This is a genomic window from Secundilactobacillus angelensis, from assembly GCF_012641075.1.
Classification (GTDB): Bacteria; Bacillota; Bacilli; order Lactobacillales; family Lactobacillaceae; genus Secundilactobacillus; species Secundilactobacillus angelensis.
Genome location: NZ_JAAXLJ010000020.1, coordinates 15,078 through 38,579, shown reverse-complemented (window position 1 = coordinate 38,579; position 23,502 = coordinate 15,078). Strand labels below are relative to the sequence as shown.

Genomic DNA, 23,502 nt, shown 5'->3' with positions numbered 1-23,502 from the left:
TTTAACCGCATTTCACTAATCCAGAAATAGTAAAAAGCACAGCCACAAAATGTGACTGTGCTTACGAGCATCACCAATACGATTTGACGATGACCCAAAAAAATTCCAAGTAAATTAAAGCAATGTGATAAATGGGCTACTTATCACATTGAAAGCATTTACTTGGAATAAATTCCACTATTCAATTCACTGATGCGGCAAGAGAGATTCGAACCCTCGACCTACGGTTTAGAAGACCGTTGCTCTATCCAGCTGAGCTATTGCCGCATAACAATAAAACAACACGTATAAGTATATGTGAATTGAGGGGGTAAGTCAATTAGAAAACCGGATTTTCGGTTAAATAAACTAATATTTATTCGATATTAACAGGGGGAATATGTGGGTATTTTACTTGAAAAATTCAATTATCCAACGCTAAATGAGGAAAATAAGAGAATATTTGCATGGATATTAAATTTTTTTCGTGATTTTCTCACAATTTAATCGAATACAATTGAAATGTTGCTTTACCACTGATAGAATAAATGCAAGTCAATTAATTGAAATTAAAAATACTTTGGAGCAGTTTTTTTAATTTTAGTTCGCTTTTATGATTGACTGTACGCGTTAAATTTTAACGCGTTGGTTTTAGTAGGATAGGCATTACAAATTTTCAGCGAAATGGCCCAATGGAGGGGCGGTCACTTTCGCTAAAAGGATGGGGAACGCTATGAGTAGAATGATTGAGATGAAAGGCAAGCAGTTTGGCCGTTTGACCGTAATTCGGCAAAACGGACAGGATCCAAAGAATGCCGATTTATTGTGGGAATGTCGTTGCAGTTGCGGCAACATTGTTACAGTGGATGGTTCACGTCTTCGCGGCGGCTATGTTAGAAGTTGCGGGTGCTTACGCAGGGAACTTGCACGTGAGCGTTACGCAAAGAATGAAGGATTCACCAAGAATATGGGTAATCCTCAAAACTTGCGTAATAGTGATGGCATTATGGTTTCTTCGATTAAAGAATCACAGCGGAATACTTCTGGTGTAGTCGGTGTTTCTTATGATAAAGCCACAGACCGCTGGTTAGCTCGGTTAATGTATAAGGGACGCTATGTATTACTGAAGAGCTTTGACACCAAAGCTGAAGCTATTGACGCGAGAAAAGAAGCCGAACGAACTTATTGGCATAAAACACAAGAGAATAAACAAACAGTTGGGTAGAATCAAGTAAATAATTGGTTATTAATGAGATAGCCGTTTATCCTGCTTAGACCTTTTAAAAAGAGTGCTGAGATTAAATTTCAGCGCTCTTTTTGTGTATTTTTAGAAATTGACCAGACAGTTTACTCAATAAATCTCACGGCAGTTCCATACGCGGCAACGGATTGCATATCAGTACCAATCGATCCTGAATCAAAACGCATCATGACTACCGCGTCGGCTCCGAGGTCGGTAGCATTTTGTCTGAGTCGATCAATTGCGACGTCTCTTGCTTCAATTAACATCTTCGTATAGTCTTTGATCTCGCCACCAACGATGTTCTTTAAACCTGCACCGATATTTCTGACAACGTTTTTCGATTGGGTTGTCAAACCAAAAACTTCGCCAATGATTTCGTATTTTTGTCCAGGAATATTCTCCGTGGTTGTAACAATGATTTCTGCCATTAAAATTCGCCCCCTTAACTTGTGATAAGTTTACCATGACACGCTTATTTCGACAAATGGTTTGGGTAAACTTTAATGACCTCCCCAGCTGAAATTGAACGGGCCTTTTTAGTGACCGAATCAAGTATCACCAATTGACCAAGACTATTGATATCAATGACTTTACCAATGATTGAAGAGTGTCCCATCTTAAGCTCAACTTGTTGGCTCATTAGGTTTAGACTGTGTTTGTACTCACTAATAAATTGTGGGTTGGTATAGGTCATGCTGGACTTGTAAAGATGACTGACCAAACTAATTAAAAATTGGTCTTTCTCCGAATCAGAAGGGGGGCTTGTGAGCAAGTTGCCAGCGGTTTGGCTGATCTCGGTGGGAAAATTGGCTTGGAATAAATTTACGCCTATGCCGATGATAATGGTTTGGTTGGCACCTCGCCCAACTAAAATGCCGACGATTTTACGTTGATTCAAGTAAATATCGTTGACCCATTTGACCTGGGCAGCAATGCTAAAACATGCTTTAATTGCTTTGATGCCGGCAAGTGCGAGGCTAGTGGTAAATAACCCAATTTTTTGAGGGTCAATCGACTTGTTAGGTAAAATGAGTGAGAGATATAACCCACCAGATGAAGAATAAAAAGGTCGGGCCAATTTTCCGGTGCCTGCAGTCTGCTGATCAGCCCAGATGAGGTAAGGAACCTGGATTGGTTGCTGCTGGGTGAGGTGTTTGGCATATCGATTAGTGGACCCAATCGTAGTAAAATGACGCAAATTGATTTCAGTTTCCGTTTTATCCCGTAGCTGTTTTTCAATGGTTTCATCGTTCATTTTACTGCCTCCAAACTTGGAATGTGATTATTATAGCATATCTATCCTGAACTTAAATACGCACAATAGTTTGATGTTCAAACTATTAGTTATTTACAAATAGTCAAAAACGATCTTAAATATAAGTAAAGAAGTTGCCCATCCATAGCTGTTTTTCGAAACTTACTTGACAGAGGCTCCAATTTTAGAATATGATAACGCCATCAAATACTTTGATGTTTGAAATAGTTTTGAAGGAGGTGCTTTGCGACGTATGCAATTAACTTCTCAAGAGATTCAAGAGCTCATTCCTAACCGGTTTCCGATTTTTTACATGGATGGCGTGAAAGAACTTATTGCTGGCGAATCAATCACTGCTATCAAGAACGTCACCGCTGACGAAAGCTTTGTTAACGGGTTTCGTCCCGGTGAGTATGTTATGCCACCAGCGTTGATCGTTGAATCACTTGCACAAGCAGCGTCAATTCTGATTTTAAAATCACCGGCTTTTGCACATAAAACGGCTTATCTTGGCGGTATTTCAAAAGCAGAATTTTTGCAGGATGTTCATGCTTCTGATCAAGTGGAACTGAAAGTCAAAATGAAAAAGCAGCGCGATAATATGGGTGTTGTTTCATGTGAGGCTGTGGTTAATGAAGTCGTTGTTTTGACAGCTGAACTGATGTTTATCGTCGAACCAGAAGAGACGGTACGTTAATCGCCAGAATTCACACTGCTATTATTTTGAGGTCGAAACTAAATGAGAATCAAAATGAGGTGGTGCAAACATGGATTATTCTACGGCTAAGCGTATCAATCAATTACTAACAACGGTATACGGTGACATTGTTCGGGTGGAAGAGTTAGCTTTAAGAAAGAGCCAATTCAAAGATATTTCCATCAAGGAAGTCCATGCCGTTGACGCTATTTCAATGTACGAGCATAAGACGACCTCAGAAGTCGCTCGTGAATTGCGAATCACTCCAGGAACTTTAACGACCATGGTGAACCATTTGGTCAGAAAAGATTATGTCCAACGAATCAGAAGCGATGATGATCGACGTTTCGTCCGATTAGGATTAACGCATCGAGGGCGCTTGATATATCGGGCACACGCTTCTTTTCACCGCCAAATGGTTGAAAGTTTTGCTAAAGATATGGATGACGAACAGCTTCAAATCATTGAAAAAGCACTGTTAAATTTGGAAGCGTTTCTTGAATTCGCTTCACCAACTCCAAATAAGTGAGGGGTTAATTAATGACAGGTATTCAAATTGTTCAGAGCGCTAACACTGTGCCAGAACGTGTTGTTCCAAATGATGAACTGAATACCTATATGGAAACTTCAGATGAATGGATCTCAACACGAACCGGTATCAAGCAGCGACACGTTTCAACTGGACAAACCACCAGTGATTTGTGTACTTCAGTAGCACAGAAGTTATTAGATCAGTCTGGTTGGCAAGCATCAGACTTAGATTTTATTATTGTTTCAACGATGTCACCCGATTATTTAACGCCGGCAACGGCAGCAATCGTTCAGGGGAGAATCGGTGCCACTAACGCGTTTGCGTTCGACTTAAACGCTGCTTGCTCGGGCTTTATCTACGGTTTAAAAGTTGCCGAGGGACTGCTGCAAGCACCGGGAAGCCGAGGTATGCTCATTGGCGGTGAGGTGTTATCTAAACTGGTTGACTGGCATGAACGATCAACTGCTGTTCTCTTTGGTGATGGCGCTGCAGGTGTCCTGTTAGAAAATGTGAAGTCAACAAGCTCAGCTTTTTTGGCAACAGATCTTCAAACAATCGGTGAGCTTGGCGATCGGCTGACGGCTGGCTACCAGCCAGTCAATTCAGTGTTTGCGATGGATTCGACTGATCCCCATCGTCAATACTTCGAAATGGACGGTCGAGCAGTTTATAAATTTGCAACCCATCAAGTCCCAGAATCAATTGAACGAGCAGTCAATCAAGCAGGCCTATTAGTTGATGACATTGACTATTTTATTTTGCACCAAGCGAACCAAAGAATCCTTGATCAAATTGCCAAGCGGTTAGATCAACCGACTGACAAGTTTTTAAGCAACGTGGCTGCTTATGGTAATACATCGGCAGCTAGTGTGCCAATCTTGTTGGATGAAGCGATTCAACACGGAACCCTACAGCGTGGTCAGACAATCGCGTTGGGCGGGTTCGGCGGTGGCTTAACCGTTGGCACTCAGATTATTAAATACTAAAAATAAATGACAACTTAAGGAGCTCAAATATTATGACTAACGACGAAATTTTCTCAAAAGTACAAGCAATTATTGTGGATCAAACTGGTGAAGACGCTGACAAAGTGACGATGACAACCAATATCAAACAAGACTTAGATGCTGATAGCCTAGATATTTTTGAAGTGATCAATGAAATCGAAGATGAATTTGACATTAAAATTGAAACTGAAGAAGGTATTGAAACCGTTTCTGACTTGGTAACCTTCGTTGAAAAACAATTGGCTGAGAAGGAGTAAGGATAAACTTATGCAATTAGATCCATTTATGCAGTCATTAGGATTAACGTATCCGATTTTTCAAGGCGGTATGGCATGGGTCGCAGATGGCCGTTTGGCGGCCGCAGTATCAAACGTGGGTGGATTAGGAATTATTGGTGCTGGCCACGCTTCTGGTGAGATTGTCGCACAGGAAATTGACCGAGCTAAATCACTGACTGATCGGCCCTTTGGTGTGAACGTCATGCTTCTTTCACCACACGTAGAGGACGTTGTGAACGTCATTTTGAAGGAGCACAAAAACATTACGTTAGTCACAACTGGTGCTGGTGATCCTTCGAAATACCTTTCAATGTTTAAGGCAGCCGATATTAAGGTGGTCCCTGTGGTGGCTTCAGTTGCACAAGCAAAACGAATGGAACGCGTCGGTGCTGACGCGGTGGTGGCTGAAGGCATGGAATCTGGTGGGCACATTGGTAAATTAACAACAATGGCACTTGTCCCCCAAGTAGTTGATGCCATTGATATTCCGGTGATTGCTGCCGGTGGCATTGCCGATGGTCGTGGCCTAGCGGCAGCTTTCATGCTGGGGGCAGTCGGGGTCCAAATGGGTACGCGGTTCCTTGTCGCAGCTGAATCAAAAGTTCACCCGGCTTACAAACAAGCAGTCTTGAAAGCTAAGGATATTGATACCGTCATTACCGGGGAGTATGCCGGCCATCCTGCCAGGGTTTTGAAAAATCCCATGGCAAAACGGTTTATTCGACTTGAAAAGAGCGAGGCAGCCAAAGCCAATCCTGATTTTAGTGAAGTTGAAGAGATTGGTAATGGTAGCCTACGCAATGCCGTGCTCACTGGCGACCGAGAAAATGGTGCTTACATGGCTGGCCAAGTTGCTGGTCTGGTTAAGCAAGCACAACCCGCCGCTGAAATTTTAGCTGATGTGTACCAACAGGCAATAAAATTGATGGGTGGTGTCTAAACTGAAAGTCGGATTGTTATTTAGTGGTCAAGGTTCACAAAAAACGGGTATGGGCCAGGATCTGTATCAACAAAACGGCACCTATCGCACGTTAATTGACCAAGCAAGTCAAATACTTGATATTGATTTGCCAAAATTATACTTTGATTCTGCAGCCGCCGACCAGTTATCGGAAACCCGCTTTACACAGCCGGCGATTGTTGCAATGAGCTGTGCTTTGTACGAAGTGGTTAAGGCCCAATTACCAACTGTGACTGCGGGTATTGGTCTTAGTCTGGGTGAGTACAGTGCCTTGGCAGCCAGTGGCTATATGACCACTGCACAGGCATTAAAACTGGTTAAATTACGCGGTGGCTTGATGCAACAAGCTAGCGATGCTCAGCCAAGCAAGATGGTGGCAATCATGAACACACCGATTGCCGTCATTCAGGAAGCTTGTGACGCAGTTAAAAGTAACGGGCTAGTTGCAATTGCGAATATTAACACCCCTAAGCAGGTCGTCATTGGCGGCGAGGTCAAGGCGGTGGATGCGGCTGTTGCTTACTTGGAAACTCACGATGTGAAGCGAATGGTGCCACTAAAAGTGAGCGGCGCCTTTCATACGCCATTGATGCAACCCGCTCAAACAGAACTTCACGATGCATTAACGCAAGTGGACTGGACGCAAGGATCGTTTCCGGTTATCAGTACAACAACTGGGGAACCGTTTGTAGTTGAGAATTTAACACAGACACTGACGGATCAGCTGGTGTCCACAACCAGATTTACAGATGCCATCCAAAAACTGACGGGTCAAGTTGATGCAGTCATTGAACTGGGTCCTGGGAAAACCTTGATGAGTTTTGCACGCAAAACAGTTAAGGGGATTAATTATTATCATATTGATGATATCGAAACACTTAATCAAACGATGACAGCTTTAAGGGGTGAATAAGTTTGAATTTAACGAATAAGACAGTGTTAGTCACCGGTAGTACCCAAGGGATTGGACTGGCGATAGCACAAGCCTTCGCCAAACAGGGTGCCAACATCGTGTTAAATGGTCGGCACACAGCTTCACCCGAAGTGGTTGACAGTATTCGAGCTGAAAAAGTAACCTGTTGGGACCTCTCAGCCGATGTTACGGATCCGGATAGTGTTCAGGCGATGATCGATCGTATCTACGAAAAAATCGACCATTTGGACATCGTCGTAAATAATGCCGGTATTGTAAACGATAAGTTATTAAACCGGATGACTGCAGCTGACTTTAGTCGGGTGATCAACACCAATTTAACGGGGACCTTCAACGTTATTAAAGCTTGTCTGCGCCCGATGTATAAAGCTCGCAGCGGTGCTTTTATTAACATGGCCAGTGTGATTGGTTTGACGGGAAACATTGGTCAAGCTAACTATGCTGCTAGTAAGGCTGGCATTATCGGTTTAACTAAGTCAGTTGCCAAAGAAGCTGCCATGCGAGGAATTCGCTGTAATGCAATTGCACCAGGGATGATTGATACTGCGATGACAGCACAGCTTTCTGAGAAGGTAAAGGGCGAGATTTTAGAGCAGATTCCCTTGAAACGTTTGGGTTCAACTAATGAAGTTGCTCAAGCAGCCATCTTTTTAGCCGAAAATGACTATGTTACGGGCCAAACCATCACTGTCGATGGTGGGCTAACAATGCAATAAGGAGAAAGTGTATGACTAGAGTTGTAATTACAGGAATGGGTGCGTTAACACCAATTGGTAATAGTGTGTCAGAATTTGAAGCTGGTTTGCAGGCTTCAAAAGTTGGGTTTCAACCCATCACACATTTTGATGCCAGCGAGACTGGGATTACGTTAGCTGGTGAATTACATGATTTTGATCCCTTAAAACGGTTAGGTAAGAAAGATTTACGGAGAATGGATGCATTTAGCCAATACGCCATGTATGCTGCTTCAGAAGCAGTTGAACAAGCTGGTATTGATGAGATCAATACTGAACCTGAATCAATGGGCGTTATCTATGGTTCTGGCATTGGTGGTCTGACAACTATTCAGGAGCAAGTCATCAAAATGCATGATAAGGGGCCACAGCGAGTATCCCCAATGTTTGTCCCAACTTCGATTTCTAACATGGCATCCGGCAACATTGCTATTCGTTACCATGCCCAAAATATCTGCACGACAATCGTTACCGCTTGTGCTTCTGGAACTAATGCGATTGGCGAAGCCTTCAGGCAAATCAAAGAAGGCCGCGCGCAAGTCATGTTGACGGGTGGCTCAGAAGCCTCAGTTAATGAAATTGGAATTGCTGGTTTTGCCGCTTTATCGACCTTATCTAAGGCTACCGATCCGAAAAAAGCTTCCTTACCATTTGATGCTGACCGCTTAGGGTTCGTGATGGGCGAAGGTGCCGGCACACTGGTACTTGAATCGTTGGAACATGCCCAACAACGCGGTGCCAACATCTTAGCTGAAATTGTGGGATACGGTGCCACTTCGGATGCTTATCATATGACTTCACCAGATCCAGAAGGTACCCAAGCTGCTCGTGCAATGCAACTGGCCATTGATGAAGCTGGCATTAAGCCAGATGATGTTGATTATATCAACGCCCATGGCACCGCAACAATGGGTAATGACAGTGCTGAATCCAAGGCCATTAACACCGTTTTTGGTGAGGCTTCCGACGTCCTAGTTTCTAGTACCAAATCGATGACTGGCCACCTTCTGGGAGCAGCTGGTGCCATTGAAGCGGTTGCCACTGTGAGTGCATTGCAAACGAATCAACTACCAGAAAACGTGGGCATCATCAATCAAGATCCAGAATGTCAGGTCAACTTGGTCAATGCGGACAATCGCAACCATGAAACTGAATACGCCATCAGCAATTCATTTGGCTTTGGGGGACATAACGCCGTCTTGGCATTTAGAAAGTGGGCGAACTAATGACACTTGAGGAAATTCAAGCCATCATCCGGCAAATCAATGACAGCGATATTCGAGAAATCAACTTAGATTATCAAGACATTCATTTGTACTTGAGTAAGAATAAAACCAGCCGTCAGATAGCGACCAAGGTGGAACAGCCAGCATCGTTGAATAAATCAGATAGTGAAACGCAACCAGTCCAGTCTCCACCAGAGACTACCGTGGCAAAGTCACAATCTTCAGAAACTGAAACAACAACGATCAAAGCACCACTGGTCGGTGTGATTTACCTGCAACCATCCCCTGATAAACCGGCATATAAGCAAGTTGGTGATCATGTCAGTGTCGGTGAAGTTGTCTGTGTGATTGAGGCGATGAAGATGATGACCGAAATCAAGAGTAAAGTGGCTGGCACGATTTCAAAGATTTTGGTCGACAATGAAGAAGTGGTTGAATACGATCAGCCAATGTTTGAAGTAACCAAATGAGGTGACAAAATTTGTCAGAAGAAGTAGAAAAACACGAATTAGACGTCGTTGAAATTCAAAAAATTTTACCACACCGTTATCCAATGCTATTGGTCGACCGCGTACTTGACTATGTTCCAGGCGAAAAAGTAGTTGCAAGGAAAAATGTGTCCGTTAATGAAGCCTTTTTTCAGGGACATTTTCCTGGTAATCCTGTAATGCCGGGTGTCTTAATCGTTGAAGCCATGGCACAGGCAGGAGCGATTGCGTTATTGACAGTGCCCGACTTTAAGGGTAAAACTGCCTATTTTGGAGGTATGAATAGGGTTAAGTTCCGTCAAATGGTTAAACCAGGTGATTCCCTGACCCTAGAAGTAACCCTAGACAAAATTAGAGGTAATGCCGGACTCGGTCATGGTGAAGCTTACGTCGATGGTAAGAAAGTTTGTTCAGGAGATCTCACCTTTATGATTGGGTAGGTGAATAATATGTTTAAAAAGGTCTTAATTGCTAACCGTGGCGAAATTGCAGTGCGAATCATTCGGGCACTAAGAGAACTAAATATTCAATCGGTAGCCGTTTATTCTACCGCAGATGCGGATGCTCAGTACGTTAATTTGGCGGATGAAGCTGTCTGTGTTGGGGGACCGCAACCTGCTGACTCTTATTTAAATATGCAAAATATTGTGAGTGCCGCGGTACTTACGGGTGCTGAAGCAATTCACCCTGGGTACGGTTTTTTGTCTGAAAACGAAGAATTCGCCGAACTTTGTGAGACCTGCCAGATTACGTTTATCGGTCCCAAACCAGAAACGATTGCACTGATGGGTAACAAAGCGAACGCAAGAATTCAAATGCAAGCTGGTAACGTACCGGTCATTCCTGGCAGTACCGGCTTCTTAAAAGATGAGGCTGATGCGGTTAAAGTCGCAGATGAAGTGGGTTATCCTGTGATGCTAAAAGCTGCGTCTGGTGGTGGCGGTAAAGGTATTCGCCGAGTACAAGATGAAAGTCAAATGCGCGAGGCTTATCAATCAGCCACTAAGGAAGCGCAACTTTCGTTTGGGGACCAACGGATGTACCTTGAAAAAATTGTCGCGCCAGCAAAGCACATAGAAGTGCAAGTATTTGCAGATCAATTTGGTCACGTCACAGCTTTTCCAGAGCGGGACTGTTCATTGCAGCGTCGGCAACAAAAAGTTTTGGAAATCAGTCCTTGTCCGGTTATGACACCTCAGGAACGGCGTGAATTACAGAACATCGCAATTCGGGCCACTAAAACGATTAAGTATGTGAACACCGGGACGATTGAATTTTTGATGGATAGTGAACACCATTTTTACTTTATGGAAATGAACACGCGAATCCAAGTCGAACATCCAATCACTGAAGCCGTGACTGATATTGACCTCGTCAAGGAGCAGGTTAGAGTCGCTTCAGGAGAAGCACTGTCCTTTGAACAGGCCGCATTAATTCCTCATGGATTTGCCGTTGAAGCACGGGTTAATGCTGAAGATCCTTCACTAGATTTTATGCCCCAAGCTGGTGTCATCAAACAGTTGAAGCTTCCTGGTGGGCCTGGCATACGGGTGGATAGCGGCGTTCAAGCTGGCGACATGATTTCACCATTTTATGACTCCATGATTGTTAAATTGATTGCCCATGCTAATACCTATCAAGAAGCATTGACTAAGCTGCTTGAAGCGCTCAATGAGTTTGGGTTGAACGGTATCGCTGCTAACCAAAGTTTCTTGGAAGCTTTATTGACGGATTCAGTTGTTCACCAAGGGACCGCCACCACGGACTATGTAACTAATCAGTTTATGCCAAAGTTTATCAGTGATACTGTTCGGGAGGTGTCGTAAATGTCGCTTGGTGAACACGTTAAACGATTTTCGTCACGTTCCGTATCTATGTTAAAGCATTATCAAGCAAAGGTGCCAAGTGGCATCTGGCAGGAATGCCCGCATTGTCATGCCAGCTTCTATTTTAAAAGAGCTGGTCAATATCGAGTATGTCCTGAGTGCGGCTATGGTTTCCGAGTAACGGCTCATCGCCGTTTAAAGATGCTGACAAAACAGTTTGAAGAATGGGATACTGACCTTGAAACCAAGGATCCCACAGAATTTCCAGATTATGACCGTAAAATCAAAAAAGCGCAGTCAGCAACTCACCTTAAAGATGGCGTAATAACCGGTAGAGCAATTATAGAAGATTACCCGGTTGCTTTGGGGATCATGGATCCCTTGTTTATTATGGGCAGCTTGGGAACTGCTAATGGTGAACGCATCACCCGGATGTTTGAAAAAGCGACTGATCAGCAGTTACCCGTGGTATTGTTCACAGCGTCCGGTGGTGCCAGAATGCAGGAAGGCATTTATTCATTGATGCAGATGGCAAAAATCAGTCAGGCTGTCAATAATCATGCTGCGGCAGGATTGGCGTATATTGCGGTTATCATGGATCCAACCACTGGCGGAGTCACGGCCAGTTTTGCTAGCCAAGCAGACATCACTTTAGCTGAACCAAAAGCTCTGTTTGGGTTTACCGGTAAACGGGTGATCGAGCAGACCATTAATAAGCAGTTACCAGATGATTTTCAAAGCGTAGAGAACAGCTATAAGCGTGGTTTTATTGATGAAATTGTTAGCCGTGAAGAAATACCGCATAGACTTGGCCAACTGCTTAGTATTCTGGAAGCAAAGAAGTGGGGTGATGCCAAGTGACAGACACACAATCAATCATTGCGGGTGCAAGAAGCGATCGCAAAGCTAATGTTTATGAAATTATTGACCAATTATTGACGGATTTTTACGAGCTTCATGGCGATCACATTGTCGGTGACGATCCCGCTGTAATTGCCGGTCTTGCGAAACTATCCGGATTTCCGGTGGCTGTCATTGCCACTCAAAAGGGTAACAGCCTTGAAGATAGAATGGCCACCCATTTTGGCAGTCCAGAACCAGCGGGATACCGCAAGTCACTGAGGGTAATGAAGCTTGCGGAAAAACTAAACTTTCCTATTATTACCCTGATCAACACACCAGGTGCTTATCCGGGGGCAGATGCTGAAGCTTCAGGGCAGGGTCAGATGATTGCCAAGAATATCAGTGAAATGTTGAAACTGAAAGTGCCGATACTGACTGTCATCATTGGAGAAGCTGGTTCTGGTGGTGCGTTAGCTTTAGCCTGCTCGGATCAGATTTGGATGTTTGAAAATAGTATGTATTCAGTTCTTTCTCCTGAGGGTTTTGCGTCGATTATGTGGAAGGATGCGCACCTTGCAGACAAGGCGGCTAAGCTGATGCGGTTAACACCGGACTGGCTGTTAAAACAGCACGCCATTCACCGAGTAATCCCGGAAAATATGCTGACTGACGGTTCTTTAAAGACCGCTATGACGGGCGCTATCCATGATTTAGCTCACCAAGATGTGTCTAAGTTATTAAAAAAGCGAGCAGATTTCTTTAGAAGATTCTAGGTTTTCTCGATTCTAAGGGTTGACGGATGTCTTGAAGTTTTGTAGAATACAGTTTGTTGTATTTGTGGACTTCCACAGCTGCAACCGCACGAGCCAAGTCTTAAGTCTGTTAACGCAGCGCTTGTTCTCGGCGAGTCTAAGTGTTTAATAAAGAAGGAGGTGCACATACATGTACGCAATTATCGTAACTGGCGGTAAACAATACCGTGTTCAACAAGGTGAAGCAGTCTACGTTGAAAAGCTTAATGCTAATGCAGGTGATAAGGTTACTTTTGACCAAGTTGTCTTTGTTGGTGGCGATTCAACCAAGGTTGGTACACCATTAGTTTCAGGTGCTTCAGTAACTGGAACTGTTGAAAAACAAGGCCAAGAAAAGAAGGTTGTTACCTTCAAGTACAAGCCTAAGAAGGGTCAACACACGAAAGTTGGTCATCGTCAACCATACACCAAGGTTGTTATTGATGCTATCAACGCTTAATCTCTGTGGGTGATCATTTATGATTCAAGCAGCATTTGACTACGATAATGACGATCGGATCATTGGGTTTAAACTAACGGGTCACGCCGACAGCGGTCCTTACGGTAGCGATATCGTTTGTTCTGCCGTGTCAGCCTTATCTATTAGCACAGTGAACGGTTTGGCAGCCGTGGCTTCTATTAAGCCAGTAGTGGTTGCTAAGCAAGCTGAAGGCGGCTTTTTAAGTCTCCGGATGCCACCGGTCGATGACTATATTCAGGATCGAATCAGTCAAGCGTTATTGCAAAGTTTTCAAAATGGACTTTTAGATGTCGAAAAACAATATTCGAAGTATATTCGAATCAACTAATCTTTTATGGAGGTGAAACTCATGCTAGAAATGAACTTACAATTCTTCTCTCACCATAAAGGGGGCGGTTCTACTGCCAACGGTCGTAACTCTGCCGGACGTCGTCTCGGTACGAAGGCTGCTGACGGTTCAACTGTAACCGGTGGCTCAATCCTTTACCGCCAACGTGGTACGCACATTTATCCAGGTGCTAACGTTTTGCGGGGCAACGACGATACTTTGTATTCAAAGATCGACGGTGTCGTTCGCTTCGAACGTAAGGGCCGTGATAAGCGCCAAGTTTCCGTTTATCCTGTAACAGAAGCTGCAGCAAGATAATGAAAAAGGCCCCTAGGGGCTTTTTTTATTTGACTTAATCAGGCTTAGAAAGGCGGCTTATGATGATTAATCGACTTAAACAGCTTCAAGCACAGTTTAAGGAGCTGCGTATCGACGCATTTTTAGTGACAAACACGGTTAATAAGGCTTATTTAACAGGTTTTGACGGTGATGGTGTCGTTTTAGTGACGGCAAATCAAACTTATGTTATTACTGACTCGAGGTATGAAACTGCCCTGGCAGCAATACCGCATGATTTTGACGTGATCATCACGCGGTACTATTTAGAAGCTGCCGCTCAGCAAGTCAAGAAGCGGCAAATCACCGTTTTAGGTTTCGAGGACAGTATTCCGTTTCACGATTATGATCGAATTGATGAACTCATGAGTTCGGATATCGTGCCAATGACGAATTTAATCGAACAAATGCGTGAAGTTAAATCTGAGGATGAGCTTCAGATTCTTGGGCATGCCTGCAAGATGACGATCAAAGGTTTTAACACCCTTTTACCGCTGATCAAGCCCGGTGTATACGAACGACACCTTGCCAATCAGTTAGATGCCATTATGCGTGATCTTGGTGCTGAAAGGGCCAGCTTTGATACCATCGTGGCTAGTGGCAAACGGGCTGCACTGCCGCACGGTGCTGCAACCTCTAAAGCCATCCAGAAGGGTGAAATGATTACCATCGATTTCGGTTATGAATTTGATGGCTATACATCTGATTTAACCCGGACGGTGGCCTTAGGTGATCCTGGTGAGAAACTCAAGGCAGTTTATCGGGTCGTTCAACAAGCACAGCAAGTCATCATTAATGCCGTTAAGCCGGGAGTATCCGGACACCAGTTGGATCAGGTTGGCCGGGAGTTCATCACTTCCGCGGGCTATGGAAAATATTTTAACCACGGTACTGGCCACGGCATTGGGCTTGATATTCATGAAGGACCAGCGCTTTCCATGCGCTCGAATGATCACATGATGACTAATAACGTGATTACTGTTGAGCCCGGTATTTATCTGCCGGACCTTGGCGGTATCCGAATCGAGGACGATATTTTGGTCACGGAAGCCGGTCACCGCATTTTGACTGACGGTTCAACTGACTTGGTCGTCCTGTAATTGCTAATTATTTGCGGGTGTAGCTTGCAATTGCCTGCACTTAATTGGTATTATTAGTAAGAATTATTTAGGAGGAAACACGATATGGCAATTTCTACAGCAGATTTTAAAAACGGTTTAACAATTGAGGTTGACGGTGCAATTTGGCGGATTGTTGAATTCCAGCACGTTAAGCCTGGTAAGGGTGGCGCTTTCGTTCGTTCAAAGTTAAAGAACTTGCGGACTGGTGCCGTTCAAGAAAAGACTTTCCGTGCGGGCGCCAAGATGGAACAGGCCCCAATCAACACCCGTAAGATGCAGTACCTTTACGAAGACGGCGATTCACGGGTCTTCATGGATACTGACAACTACGAACAAATCGAAGTGCCGGATGATGCTATCAAGGATCAACTGAAGTACTTGCAAGAAAACATGGAAGTTAACGTTATCCAGTACGGCTCAGAAACTTTAGGTATTGAAGTTCCTAACACCGTTGTTTTAACGGTTACAGCTACTGAACCTGGTATCAAGGGTAACACTGCATCAGGCGGTTCAAAACCAGCTACCATGGATACTGGATTAGTTGTTCAAGTACCATTCTTTGTCAACGAAGGCGACAAGCTTTCAATTAACACGCAAGATGGTACATACATCTCACGTGCCAACTGATTTTTTGATTTGAAACGGAGGCTTGAAATTGGCTGAAGATACAAACATTGTTGTAAAAGCAACTGAGCCTACTCTGGGTAAAATTGAAGTGGCACCGCAAGTCCTAGAAATCGTTGCTGGCATTGCTGCTAGTGATGTTGACGGTGTTGCTAGGATGCGCGGTTCGCTAGCAAATAGCGTTAACGAGTTATTCGGCAAGAAGGAACGCGGCAAGGGTGTTAAACTTTCCGTTAATGGTGACACATTGAATGTTGATGTGTATGCCTATCTGAATTATGGTGTGTCAGTCCCTAAGGTTGCTTTGGCCATTCAAGAACAGGTCAAGCAGCAACTCTTGTTCATGACTGATTTACACATCCAGGAAGTTAATGTACACATTCAAGGTGTGATTCCTGAAAAGACGACTCAGTCGGTTGATCCAGATAATCTTTTTGACGATAATGACGAAAGTGAAAATGGTGAGGATAAGTGACAGAAGAATTAAACCGACACCAAATCCGCACTCGCGCTTTTCAAACGTTATTTGCGATGAATGCTAATCCAGAAGCTGATCGGCAGGTTATCTACCAACAATTATTATCTGATGAGGATGGTGTCACGGCAGATGTCCCTGCTTATTTGGAGACGTTGGTTGACGGTGTCTTGGACAAACAAGATGAGTTGGACAACCAAATCAAAAAGTACTTGACCACAGGCTGGACGCTACAACGAATTGCGAAAACCGATTTGGTGATTTTGCGCATCGCGTTTTACGAACTAGATTATCAAGCTGATATTCCAAAGCGGGTAGCTGTTAATGAAGCTTTGGAGTTGTCAAAACAATTTAGTGATGACCGCTCACGCCGTTTTATTAACGGTGTGCTGTCTCATGAAATTGAACCAGAAAAATAGTTAAACTGGAGAGTGTGACACAACTCGTCAGATTCCAGAATTTAAGACGAATACACCCCATTCCGATGGTCTTTATCGGGATGGGGTGTATTTGTTTTAAATGGCCGGAATCTGAGTTGAGCCACCGGTTTAGACTAGATAAAAATGATGAACAAAAAGCAACTCTTGTCACGTTTCCGTTAAGATTCTAGAGCAAATTCTTATCGATATGGACTTATGGCACAATTCCTTTCAAATACAGCAATTTCAGGCAGTTTTTACTCGCTAAACTGCCGGCTACTAGAGCCTAATAAATCGAAATGTGATAAAATGATATGCAGTAGATTTGTGAAATTTGTGATGGGAAGCCATCAAACTAACAAGGATCGTGAGAGTGAAGTTAATGGCAGAATTAATTGATGGTAAGCAATTGGCAAAACAAGTCAATGCCCAAACAAAACAGGCAGTAGCTGAGTTAAAATCAAACGGCATACTACCCAAGCTGGTTGTGATTATTGTTGGTAACGATGAGGCCAGTGAAATTTACGTCCGTAACAAGCATCGAAAAGCAGAACAGGTAGGCATCATCTCAGAAACAAAACGGTTACCTGAAAATACAACTCAAACAGAACTACTGAACCTAATTGACCAATATAACCAAGATCCAACCGTTCATGGTTTGATGGTACAAGCACCGTTACCCCCACAAATTGATGAAGCAGCTGTTACCCGGGCGATTCTACCAATTAAAGATGCGGATGGCTTTAACCCAGAAAATGTGGGTAACCTCTATTCCAATTCAGACCTTAATTTTCCAGTTTCATGTACCCCTAAGGGAATTATGACAATGCTGAAAGCCTATGGCGTCCAGTTGGAAGGTGCTAATGCCGTAATCGTGGGCCGCTCTAATATTGTTGGTCGGCCAATGGCGGCATTGTTATTAAACGCTAGCGCAACGGTAACGGTTGTTCACAGCCATACAAAAGACATGAAGAGATTTACACGACAAGCCGATATTTTGATTGTGGCAACGGGAATTGCTCATCTAATTAAGGGTGAGGATATTAAGCCGGGAGCCACCGTTATCGATGTGGGTATGAATCGTGATGAAAATGGAAAATTGACTGGCGATGTGGACTTTGAGAGTGCTACAACAGTAGCGGGGAAGATTACCCCTGTCCCAGGTGGCGTAGGTCCAATGACGATTGCCAGCTTGATGCAGCAGACGGTTGAATTAGCAAAGTGGAGTGAATAATTTGGAACCTAGCGAGTACTTAACTGTCAGTGCACTGACCAGTTATATTAAACGCAAATTTGACGTCGATCCTTATTTGGGTAAGGTCTATTTAACTGGTGAGATTTCTAACTTTCGACTTCGGCCAAATGCGCATCAGTATTTCAGTTTAAAAGATGATCACGCAAAAATTAATGCCATCATGTTTAAGTCAGCCTTCTCAAAGGTTAAGTTCACACCAGAAGAGGGGATGAAGGTCCTTGTGACTGGTCGAATTTCTCTGTATGAGCCAAGTGGCAGCTATCAGATCTACGTTGATCATATGGAACCGGACGGTGTTGGCCAGCTTTATCAAGCTTATGAGCAGCTGAAGCGTAAATTAAGCGAAGAAGGTGTCTTTTCGGCACCAAAGAAGCCGCTACCGCGTTTCCCTAAGCGAATTGCAGTGGTTACGAGTCCTAGCGGGGCAGTTATCAGAGATATCATCACCACTGCCCGCCGTCGTTATCCGATTGCTCAGATCGTGCTTTTCCCAGCGCTGGTGCAAGGTAATGAAGCCGCTGGTGACATTGTACGTCAAATTGAGCGGGTTAACCGATTGGGAGATTTTGACACGCTGATCATCGGACGGGGTGGTGGTTCGATTGAAGATTTATGGCCTTTCAATGAAGAATCCGTGGCTAGAGCAATTTTTGACAGTCAAATTCCGGTAATTTCTTCTGTAGGGCATGAAACTGATACGACAATTGCCGATTTGGTCGCCGATGTTCGTGCGGCAACCCCCACAGCGGCTGCTGAACTAGCAGTCCCCGTTTTGAGCGATGTTTTGTTGGAAATCAACCAAGACCGGGTTCGACTTTATCATGCCTTCAATCACCATCTTGCGATGTATCAAGAGCAACTTAAAAAATTGCGGGAAGCATACGTCTTTCAGCAACCTGAACGTCTTTATGAAGGTTATAGCCAAAAGGTGGATCAACTCACGACCCAACTACAGCAAACCATGGCGCATCGGTTAAGCTTAGTCCATGCAGAAGTAGATGCAGTTGAGAAGCGATTAAAGGTCGCTTCTCCAGCCAGTCAGATGACGCAGTTAGAACAGAATCGACGCGATCTGGTCGCTAGACTACACCGTGGTATGCAACAAGACTTTAACCAGCAAAAGCAGCGTATGGCAGAATTGGTGCAATCGTTAGATTACCTCAGTCCACTGAAGATCATGGGTCGTGGGTATAGCTACGTTACAAGTGATCGAAAAGTCGTTGCTGATGTGAACCAACTCCACGCAGGTGACGAAGTTGTCATGCACCTGACGAACGGGCAGGCAAACGCCACAATCAAATCAATTCAACCAAATACAAAGGATGGTCAATCATGAGTGAAAAACCAACGAAGAAAGCAGCCTCCAAGAATAAACCAACGTTCGAAGAAAATCTGAATCAGCTTGAAGAAATCGTCACTTCCTTGGAGAAGGGTAACGTTCCCCTGGAAGAAGCCCTATCGCAATTTAAACAGGGTGTGGCACTTAGCCATGATTTACAAGTGAAGTTAACGGATGCAGAAAAAACATTGGCTCAGATGATGAATGATGATGATCAGACTGAACCCTTTGAGGTTTCTGAGGATGACAAGAATGAGTGAGGCGTCATCAATATTAAAAGACTTTGAAAATCAATACGTTCCGCAAATCAATCGCGTTTTGCAAGGCTTAAATGAGGACTGGATTGATCAGCCAATCTTGCAAGCAGCAATGACATACTCAGTCACTGCTGGTGGAAAACGACTGCGACCACTATTGACTTTGGCGGTCTTACAAACCTATCAAGATCAGCCCACTAGTGGCCAACTAATGGCTGCCAGTGCATTGGAACTGCTCCATACTTATTCCCTGATCCACGACGATCTGCCAGCGATGGATAACGACGACTTACGCCGGGGAGTAGCCACCAACCACGTTAAATTTGGTGCTGGGATGGCAACTTTGGCAGGCGACGGTTTGTTAACCCTGGCATTTGAATGGCTCAGTAACGCTGATGTTCCCGCAGAACAGCAGTTGGCAATGATTCGCGCACTCAGTCACGCAGCTGGTTCAGTTGGCATGGTTGCCGGGCAAGCTCAGGATATTTCAAGTGAACACCAGCAATTGAAGATTGAGCAGCTAGCAAAACTGCACCGTCAAAAAACTGGGGCATTGCTGCATTACGCTGTCGAAGCTGGCTGCATCATGGCGGATGTCAAAGAAGTAGAACGACAACACTTATTAAAATTTGCTGATCAGTTCGGCTTAGCTTATCAAATTTATGATGATTTACTCGATGTGACTTCTACAGCTGAAGAACTTGGCAAAAAAACACACAAGGATGCGGGTGAAGAGAAAAATACTTATCCCGGTTTATTTGGTGTTGAAGGCACTGAGCAGCGTCTGCGTCAAGTCGTTTCAGACGCAGAATCACAGCTAGCTGCGTTGAACCGGTTAACTGGTCGTGATTACAGTCTGTTAAATGCATTTTGCAGTTATTTTCGAATGAAGGAATAGGGGTCATTATGGACAAACAACGCGTTGATGTATTACTTGTAACTCAAGGTTTATTTGAATCCCGTGAACAGGCAAAACGTGCTGTCATGGCAGGGGAAGTTCTTGGTAATAACGAAGAACGGCTAGATAAACCTGGGGTCAAGATTCCCGTGGATACCGATTTACATATCAAGGGTAAACCACTTCCGTACGTGAGCCGTGGGGGATTAAAGTTAGCCAAAGCACTGAAGGTTTTTGGAATTGATGTCACTGATCGGATTGTCTTGGATATTGGTTCTTCTACCGGTGGTTTTACGGATGTGATGCTGCAAAACGGTGCCAAAATGTCTTATGCCCTGGATGTCGGCAGTAATCAACTGGTCTGGAAACTGCGCCAAGATCCACGGGTTGTCGTGATGGAACACACAAATTTCCGTTACAGCAAACCAGAAGACTTTACCAAGGGACGACCAAGCTTTTCATCCATTGATGTTTCGTTTATTTCGCTGAGTCTGATTTTGCCGCCGTTAAAACAAATTTTGGCAGAAAACGGCGAAGTCGTCGCATTGATCAAGCCGCAGTTTGAAGCGGGGCGCGAGCACGTTGGCAAGCATGGTATTGTCAAAGATCCTAAAATTCACGAAGCAGTCATTCAAAAGGTTATTCAGTTAGCAGTGGATAGTGGTTTTAGTCCAAGACATCTTGATTTTTCACCAATCACGGGTGGCGAAGGCAACATTGAGTTTCTTATTCATCTCAAGTCTGTTTCTGGTACACCAGAAATTGCGTCCGAGATTGATGTGGCTGGAACAGTCGAATCTGCTCACCGAATATTGACTGCATAAAATTCGCAATTTCCTTTTAAAATAGGGTATTTAGCTGTATGATATAACTAACTAATTTTTCCCGATTGGAGATGGTGTAGCGTGAAGAAGCAGGACCGACAACGTTTAATTCGTCAATTACTTAGTTCACAGGATATTGAACGACAGGAAGACTTTGTTCGCTTACTTGAAGAGCAAAACATTCACGTGACTCAAGCCACGATCTCACGGGATATCAAGGAAATGCAGTTGGTTAAAGTACCAGCCGCATCCGGTGGATATCGGTACAATATGCCAATTCAAAAAACGTTGGATACCAAGAAAAAGTTGACGCGGACACTGCAAGACGCATACGTCAGCATGGGTGTTCAAGACAAGGATGTCGTCATTAAAGTTTTGCCTGGTAATGGACATGCGTTGGCATCGATGATTGAAGAAATGGATTATGAGTTCGTATTTGGTGTTATTGGCGATGATTCCACCGTTCTGGCAATTTGTAAGAATAGCGAAGGCGCGTTACAGCTGGAGTCGAACATTAACGATTTATTAGAATAAGTAACGGGTTAGGCTGACGCCAAGTGTCTGGTCTAGCTCGTCTTTCAGTTATCGGGTATAATTAGTCTAGACAACTCATAGGGGGTAATGCGGTGCTTCAGGAACTTTCAATTAAAAATTTTGCGATTATTGCCAGTTTGGATGTTGAATTTGAAAATGGCATGACGGTTCTGACAGGTGAAACCGGGGCTGGGAAGTCAATCATTATTGATGCAGTTGGCCTTTTGGCTGGCGGCCGCGGTTCACAGCATTTCGTGCGCACTGGCGCTGACAAAGCTATCATCCAGGGGGCCTTCGTATTCCCTAAAAACGGTCAGACGTATCATCAGCTTGATGACTTGGGCATAGACCACGATGATGGCGCAGTTATTTTGCAGCGAGAAATTTACCGTAGCGGTCGCAATGTTTGCCGAATCAACGGCATGTTGGTGAACACGAATACGCTGAAACAACTCGGCGAGACCATCGTTGATATTCATGGTCAAAATGAACATCAGGAGTTGATGCAACCGGATAAACACTTGCGGTTACTGGATGAATTTGGCGGTGAAGAACTGCGCGGCATAAAGGATCGGTATCAGTCGACGTATCAGGATTATCAAAAATTGCATCACTCAATGGTTTCTCGCAATACTCATCAAAAAGAATGGGCTCAGCGCTTAGATATGCTACGTTTTCAAGTGAAAGAAATCGAGGATGCTCAGTTGCAGCCAGATGAAGAGACAACGCTAAGCCAGCAACGTGACCGCTTAATGAACTATCAAAAAATCAATACCGCCCTTCAGGAAGGTTTTTTGGCGCTAAACGGTGATGAAGAAACGACTGGTGCATTGGATTTGAGTGGTACCGCCATGAATGCATTATCTGCCATTTCGGATTTAGATCCTGATTTTAAACAACTGTTTGAATCATTGCAGTCGGCTTACTATGCTTTGCAAGATGCATCAGGTGACATTTCGAGACAAGTTGATCAGCTCGAATGGGATGACAATAAATTAGACGAGATTGAAGCTCGACTGGATGTCATTCACCAGTTGAAACGTAAGTACGGTGATTCGGAAAAGCAAATTCTGAATTATCTGCAACGAATCAAAAAAGAATTGGCCAACATGGAAGCCGCGGAGATCGATGAGGGTGACCTGGACGAGAAATTGGCTGAAAAGGAACAGCAACTGCTCAAGTATGGTCAAAAGCTCACTGCGGAACGCAAAAAGATTGCCTCCAAGCTTGAAAATGCAATTAAATCAGAACTAAAAGATTTATACATGGCAAAAACCGTGTTTCAAGTTCGATTCAATCCGACCAATAGTGAGCAGTTCTTTGCCACCGGTATGGATGATGTGGAATTTTATATACAGCCGAACCCAGGTGAAGAAATCCGACCGTTAGCAAAAATCGCGTCTGGTGGTGAGTTATCCCGATTAATGCTGGCATTGAAGACCATTTTTACCAAGTCACAAGGTGTCACGTCGATTATTTTTGACGAGGTTGACACCGGTGTCTCTGGTCGGGTAGCACAGGCGATTGCAGAAAAGATAAGTGGAATTGCTGGTGAATCTCAGGTACTTTGTATCACCCATTTGCCGCAAGTTGCAGCCATGAGTGATCACCATTACTTCATTGATAAGCAAGTGAAGGGTAAGCGGACATTAACTCATATCAAGAAGCTGGGCCAGCCTGAGCGAGTGAAAGAATTAGCTCGTATGCTGGCAGGTACCACGGTTACTGAATTAACTTTGGAACATGCTAAAGAACTGTTAGACATGGCGTCTGAAGAAAAAAGACAGCATCGGTGAATTTAGAAAAGGCGCGTTAGT

The 23,502-nt window shown here is 44.0% G+C and carries 30 protein-coding genes, 1 tRNA gene and 1 other annotated feature; of the genes, 28 read left to right on the top strand and 3 right to left on the bottom strand.

The window, feature by feature from the left end; genetic code table 11:
- Positions 1-193: 193 nt before the first annotated feature.
- Positions 194-267, bottom strand: a tRNA-Arg gene (locus HC026_RS10065).
- A 445-nt stretch (positions 268-712) separates the two neighbouring features.
- On the opposite strand from HC026_RS10065, the gene HC026_RS10060 reads away from it, so the two are divergent.
- The gene (locus HC026_RS10060; RefSeq protein ID WP_168925832.1) at positions 713-1,204 is read left to right on the top strand and encodes an AP2 domain-containing protein; all 492 of its coding nucleotides are present in this window, start codon (positions 713-715) and stop codon (positions 1,202-1,204) included.
- Between the two features lie 122 nt (positions 1,205-1,326).
- Here HC026_RS10060 and HC026_RS10055 read toward each other — a convergent pair whose 3' ends face one another.
- Positions 1,327-1,650 carry a heavy metal-binding domain-containing protein gene (locus tag HC026_RS10055; RefSeq protein WP_168925831.1) on the bottom strand — a complete coding sequence of 108 codons (324 nt, stop codon included), beginning with the start codon at positions 1,648-1,650 and terminating at the stop codon, positions 1,327-1,329.
- Between the two features lie 44 nt (positions 1,651-1,694).
- Positions 1,695-2,477 (bottom strand): biotin--[acetyl-CoA-carboxylase] ligase, encoded by a 783-nt coding sequence (locus HC026_RS10050; RefSeq protein WP_168925830.1) that lies wholly within the window; start codon positions 2,475-2,477, stop codon positions 1,695-1,697.
- Between the two features lie 253 nt (positions 2,478-2,730).
- Between HC026_RS10050 and fabZ (HC026_RS10045) the strand changes: the two genes are divergently transcribed.
- The 27 genes from fabZ (HC026_RS10045) to recN all read left to right on the top strand — a co-directional run bounded on the left by fabZ (HC026_RS10045) (position 2,731) and on the right by recN (position 23,481).
- Positions 2,731-3,174, top strand: a complete 444-nt coding sequence (fabZ, locus tag HC026_RS10045) for a 3-hydroxyacyl-ACP dehydratase FabZ (protein WP_168925829.1) — start codon at positions 2,731-2,733, stop codon at positions 3,172-3,174.
- A gap of 70 nt (positions 3,175-3,244) precedes the next feature.
- Positions 3,245-3,703, top strand: coding sequence for a MarR family winged helix-turn-helix transcriptional regulator (locus tag HC026_RS10040; protein ID WP_168925828.1), 459 nt, complete (start codon positions 3,245-3,247; stop codon positions 3,701-3,703).
- Between the two features lie 11 nt (positions 3,704-3,714).
- Positions 3,715-4,692: a beta-ketoacyl-ACP synthase III gene (locus tag HC026_RS10035; RefSeq protein ID WP_168925827.1), complete on the top strand. Its 978-nt coding sequence runs from the start codon at positions 3,715-3,717 to the stop codon at positions 4,690-4,692.
- 32 nt (positions 4,693-4,724) lie between these two features.
- On the top strand, positions 4,725-4,970 hold the full coding sequence (locus tag HC026_RS10030; RefSeq protein WP_168925826.1) for an acyl carrier protein: 246 nt from the start codon (positions 4,725-4,727) through the stop codon (positions 4,968-4,970).
- A gap of 10 nt (positions 4,971-4,980) precedes the next feature.
- On the top strand, positions 4,981-5,931 hold the full coding sequence (fabK, locus tag HC026_RS10025; RefSeq protein ID WP_168925825.1) for an enoyl-[acyl-carrier-protein] reductase FabK: 951 nt from the start codon (positions 4,981-4,983) through the stop codon (positions 5,929-5,931).
- Positions 5,924-6,865 (top strand): ACP S-malonyltransferase, encoded by a 942-nt coding sequence (locus HC026_RS10020; protein ID WP_168925824.1) that lies wholly within the window; start codon positions 5,924-5,926, stop codon positions 6,863-6,865. The genes fabK and HC026_RS10020 overlap by 8 nt, the downstream gene beginning before the upstream one ends.
- A 2-nt stretch (positions 6,866-6,867) precedes the next feature.
- The gene (gene fabG, locus HC026_RS10015) at positions 6,868-7,602 is read left to right on the top strand and encodes a 3-oxoacyl-[acyl-carrier-protein] reductase (RefSeq protein WP_168925823.1); all 735 of its coding nucleotides are present in this window, start codon (positions 6,868-6,870) and stop codon (positions 7,600-7,602) included.
- An 11-nt stretch (positions 7,603-7,613) separates the two neighbouring features.
- A complete protein-coding gene (gene fabF, locus HC026_RS10010) occupies positions 7,614-8,846 on the top strand; it encodes a beta-ketoacyl-ACP synthase II (RefSeq protein ID WP_168925822.1) in 1,233 nt (410 codons plus the stop codon).
- Positions 8,846-9,316, top strand: a complete 471-nt coding sequence (gene accB / locus HC026_RS10005) for an acetyl-CoA carboxylase biotin carboxyl carrier protein (protein WP_168925821.1) — start codon at positions 8,846-8,848, stop codon at positions 9,314-9,316. The genes fabF and accB overlap by 1 nt, the downstream gene beginning before the upstream one ends.
- Before the next feature lie 11 nt (positions 9,317-9,327).
- Positions 9,328-9,774: a 3-hydroxyacyl-ACP dehydratase FabZ gene (fabZ, locus tag HC026_RS10000; protein WP_269814120.1), complete on the top strand. Its 447-nt coding sequence runs from the start codon at positions 9,328-9,330 to the stop codon at positions 9,772-9,774.
- Positions 9,775-9,783: 9 nt separating this feature from the next.
- Positions 9,784-11,160, top strand: a complete 1,377-nt coding sequence (locus HC026_RS09995; protein ID WP_168925820.1) for an acetyl-CoA carboxylase biotin carboxylase subunit — start codon at positions 9,784-9,786, stop codon at positions 11,158-11,160.
- Positions 11,161-12,021, top strand: a complete 861-nt coding sequence (locus tag HC026_RS09990) for an acetyl-CoA carboxylase carboxyltransferase subunit beta (RefSeq protein ID WP_168925819.1) — start codon at positions 11,161-11,163, stop codon at positions 12,019-12,021. It begins immediately after the preceding gene.
- Positions 12,018-12,776: a carboxyl transferase domain-containing protein gene (locus tag HC026_RS09985; protein ID WP_168925818.1), complete on the top strand. Its 759-nt coding sequence runs from the start codon at positions 12,018-12,020 to the stop codon at positions 12,774-12,776. Before HC026_RS09990 ends, HC026_RS09985 begins: the two co-directional genes overlap by 4 nt.
- 72 nt (positions 12,777-12,848) lie before the next feature.
- Positions 12,849-12,924 (top strand) — a sequence feature (ribosomal protein L21 leader region).
- A gap of 21 nt (positions 12,925-12,945) precedes the next feature.
- On the top strand, positions 12,946-13,254 hold the full coding sequence (rplU, locus tag HC026_RS09980; RefSeq protein WP_054655075.1) for a 50S ribosomal protein L21: 309 nt from the start codon (positions 12,946-12,948) through the stop codon (positions 13,252-13,254).
- Between the two features lie 19 nt (positions 13,255-13,273).
- Positions 13,274-13,603, top strand: coding sequence for a ribosomal-processing cysteine protease Prp (locus HC026_RS09975; RefSeq protein WP_089087701.1), 330 nt, complete (start codon positions 13,274-13,276; stop codon positions 13,601-13,603).
- Positions 13,604-13,624: 21 nt separating this feature from the next.
- The gene (gene rpmA / locus HC026_RS09970) at positions 13,625-13,921 is read left to right on the top strand and encodes a 50S ribosomal protein L27 (protein ID WP_089087702.1); all 297 of its coding nucleotides are present in this window, start codon (positions 13,625-13,627) and stop codon (positions 13,919-13,921) included.
- A gap of 59 nt (positions 13,922-13,980) precedes the next feature.
- Entirely contained in the window at positions 13,981-15,039 is a 1,059-nt protein-coding gene (locus HC026_RS09965; protein ID WP_168925817.1) for a M24 family metallopeptidase, read from the top strand.
- A gap of 84 nt (positions 15,040-15,123) precedes the next feature.
- A complete protein-coding gene (gene efp, locus HC026_RS09960) occupies positions 15,124-15,687 on the top strand; it encodes an elongation factor P (RefSeq protein WP_168925816.1) in 564 nt (187 codons plus the stop codon).
- A 28-nt stretch (positions 15,688-15,715) separates the two neighbouring features.
- Positions 15,716-16,159: an Asp23/Gls24 family envelope stress response protein gene (locus tag HC026_RS09955; protein WP_168925815.1), complete on the top strand. Its 444-nt coding sequence runs from the start codon at positions 15,716-15,718 to the stop codon at positions 16,157-16,159.
- Complete coding sequence (gene nusB / locus HC026_RS09950) at positions 16,156-16,578, top strand: transcription antitermination factor NusB (RefSeq protein ID WP_168925814.1); 423 nt, start codon at positions 16,156-16,158, stop codon at positions 16,576-16,578. The genes HC026_RS09955 and nusB overlap by 4 nt, the downstream gene beginning before the upstream one ends.
- 382 nt (positions 16,579-16,960) lie before the next feature.
- A complete protein-coding gene (locus HC026_RS09945; RefSeq protein ID WP_168925813.1) occupies positions 16,961-17,812 on the top strand; it encodes a bifunctional 5,10-methylenetetrahydrofolate dehydrogenase/5,10-methenyltetrahydrofolate cyclohydrolase in 852 nt (283 codons plus the stop codon).
- A 1-nt stretch (position 17,813) separates the two neighbouring features.
- Complete coding sequence (xseA, locus tag HC026_RS09940) at positions 17,814-19,169, top strand: exodeoxyribonuclease VII large subunit (protein WP_168925812.1); 1,356 nt, start codon at positions 17,814-17,816, stop codon at positions 19,167-19,169.
- Positions 19,166-19,432: an exodeoxyribonuclease VII small subunit gene (locus tag HC026_RS09935; protein ID WP_168925811.1), complete on the top strand. Its 267-nt coding sequence runs from the start codon at positions 19,166-19,168 to the stop codon at positions 19,430-19,432. Before xseA ends, HC026_RS09935 begins: the two co-directional genes overlap by 4 nt.
- Complete coding sequence (locus HC026_RS09930; protein WP_168925810.1) at positions 19,425-20,327, top strand: polyprenyl synthetase family protein; 903 nt, start codon at positions 19,425-19,427, stop codon at positions 20,325-20,327. Before HC026_RS09935 ends, HC026_RS09930 begins: the two co-directional genes overlap by 8 nt.
- An 8-nt stretch (positions 20,328-20,335) precedes the next feature.
- Complete coding sequence (locus HC026_RS09925; RefSeq protein ID WP_168925809.1) at positions 20,336-21,151, top strand: TlyA family RNA methyltransferase; 816 nt, start codon at positions 20,336-20,338, stop codon at positions 21,149-21,151.
- 81 nt (positions 21,152-21,232) lie between these two features.
- Positions 21,233-21,685, top strand: a complete 453-nt coding sequence (locus tag HC026_RS09920) for an arginine repressor (RefSeq protein WP_168925808.1) — start codon at positions 21,233-21,235, stop codon at positions 21,683-21,685.
- A gap of 92 nt (positions 21,686-21,777) precedes the next feature.
- On the top strand, positions 21,778-23,481 hold the full coding sequence (gene recN / locus HC026_RS09915) for a DNA repair protein RecN (protein ID WP_168925807.1): 1,704 nt from the start codon (positions 21,778-21,780) through the stop codon (positions 23,479-23,481).
- The last annotated feature ends 21 nt before the right edge of the window (positions 23,482-23,502 follow it).